This is a genomic window from Alteromonas sp. 1_MG-2023 (assembly GCF_030547075.1).
Classification (GTDB): Bacteria; Pseudomonadota; Gammaproteobacteria; order Enterobacterales; family Alteromonadaceae; genus Alteromonas.
Genome location: NZ_JAUOQH010000039.1, coordinates 1 through 2,111, shown reverse-complemented (window position 1 = coordinate 2,111; position 2,111 = coordinate 1). Strand labels below are relative to the sequence as shown.

The following is a 2,111-nucleotide window of genomic DNA, read 5'->3' as shown; positions in this document are numbered from 1 at the left end:
TCGGTCGCTGGGACGCCTATACGCGGGGCGGCTTCGCCATTTTGCCCCACGCATCTGCGCCCCTTAGCTTAAAGTTAGCTACCAAGGAGGTCTTTGTGGCAATAGATAGAGATGCATGGATTTTTGGTTTAGCTGTTGCGGCTATAGCTGTTTTATTTAGTTTTGCTTCACTCGCTAAACAAGGAAGTATTGCTGCTTACTTTTTAGTGTTTTTCATGTGTGGTATTCCTGCTGGTGTTGGCTTCTTTATTGGACAGCGCTCACACAAACAATCCTTAAAAATTCAGCACATTTTGCTTACTGCTTTTATTACGTATTTCATTACCGACAATAGTGTAAAGCTTATCGGCCTCACTCAAGAGTACTGGTATGTTACTTTAGCCGTATTGTTTGTATTATCAGGGCTTGTTAGTTGGCGTTCACCAAAAATGTTTAACAAAGCCGCAGCTAACAAATAACTGTTGTCGCTCACTGCGTTCGCTGGGACACAAACACGTAGGCTCCCGTCGCTCCGCTCCTTATTTTAGCCTACGTATTTGTGCCCCAAAGTTGGGTGTTAGAAGGCGCCAGCCTAAACCTCGTTTGACTCAATACAAATCCCAATGCAACTACCCTCACCTGCTTTCACCAGCATCGCTCTGGCTTTTGGTGGTTTTAACTTCGCCGCATTAACTTCGAAGGTCGCGCAATAGGCGCTTTACCGCCAAGTTATTGTTCTAGGCCAGCAAGCGCCATTGCATTTGGTAATTCATAGAGCGGCTTGCTTCAGCTAAATCACCTACATCACTGCACTGGCATTTTGCTTGTTTGCTTTAGCAATCAATCGTATGCTGGCTTTATTAGTTTTTAATAAGGCCAAAGGAATAGGCTCTGCTTCTAACAAAGCGCTGAAGTCACTCCCTTCGGTCGTTCGGACGCATTTACGCGGGGCGGCTTCGCCATTATGCCCCACGCAACTGCGCCGCTTAGCTTAAAGTTATGTTTCAAGGAGGAAATTTGAAAATATTATCGGCTTTATTAGTATCGTTTCTGTCACTATCAGTTTCAGCTTCGGAAGAAGATGCTGCAACTGAGCTTTTCTCAGTTTTACAAATGGAACAACTTCTTGCGCAAAAGGCAATCAACTATAAAAAGCAAATGGTTCTTGCACTAGCAAGTACAGAAATGCCAGACGAAGAGAGAGCTGAATTAGAGCAGGACTATTCAGCAATTGTAGACAAAATTATAGCTTTTTTGAGCACTGAAGAAGTTTTGGAAGCGTTTAAGCATAGCTATAGTGAAACGTTCACTGAATCAGAATTACGAGACCTTGTGACTTTTTATGCTTCGCCAACCGGAAAAAAATTCCTAAGCCAATCAGGGAATTTGAACGCAAAATTTATGGAAAAAATCAGCCCCAAATTTAATTCATTAATCAGTGAGTTTCAGCAGGTTGATTGAAATGAAACATAACAAATCAATGAACTCACTCACTTCGTTCGCTGGGACGCATACTCGCGGGGCGGCTTCGCCATTATGCCCCACGAGCCTGCGCCCGTTATTGAAAAGTTATACCCTCTGAAGGATCGCTAGAATGAAAAGAATTAATATAAATACTAGCCACGATGACTTAGACATCGAATTAATCCACTCCTTCGTGGCGAACTCCTATTGGGCAAAAAACATTCCGCTTTCAACATTACAAAAATCCATAGACAATTCTCTTGTATTTGGAGCCTATGCAAACGGTGGAGCCCAAGTCGGTTTTGCTAGAGTTATTACGGACAAAGCTACATTTGCATACCTAAGCGACGTTTTTGTAATAGAGAAATTTCGTGGTCAAGGGATAAGTAAACAACTTATGGAAAACATATCATCCCATCCAGACCTGCAAGGTCTCCGTAGGTTTATGCTAGCAACAAGTGACGCACACGGATTGTACTCGCAGTTTGGTTTTTCATCTGTTGAAAACCCAGAGAAGTTAATGCAAGTTTTAACGCCTGGCATATATGATTAGGCACGGGTATAACAACCCAATCAACGCACTCACTGCGTTCGCTGGAGAGCTCCCCCTATAAAGTAGACACCTAACTTAGTATCAGGTAGGTGTAAAATGGCTAAAATAGTCAGTG

At 42.9% G+C, this 2,111-nt stretch carries 2 protein-coding genes and 1 pseudogene; all 3 read left to right on the top strand.

Features of this window, described 5'->3' with window-relative positions; translation table 11 throughout:
* A pseudogene (locus tag Q4561_RS19715) lies at positions 1-458 on the top strand (hypothetical protein); the annotation flags it as partial.
* 538 nt (positions 459-996) lie between these two features.
* Positions 997-1,440 carry a DUF2059 domain-containing protein gene (locus Q4561_RS19710; RefSeq protein ID WP_303462962.1) on the top strand — a complete coding sequence of 148 codons (444 nt, stop codon included), beginning with the start codon at positions 997-999 and terminating at the stop codon, positions 1,438-1,440.
* 133 nt (positions 1,441-1,573) lie between these two features.
* Positions 1,574-1,996, top strand: a complete 423-nt coding sequence (locus tag Q4561_RS19705) for a GNAT family N-acetyltransferase (protein ID WP_303462961.1) — start codon at positions 1,574-1,576, stop codon at positions 1,994-1,996.
* Positions 1,997-2,111 lie beyond the last annotated feature (115 nt).

Bases quoted from the DNA above. Each gene is read 5' to 3' on its own strand.
- Q4561_RS19705 (WP_303462961.1), top strand. From the start codon at position 1,574: ATGAAAAGAATTAATATAAATACTAGCCACGATGACTTAGACATCGAA.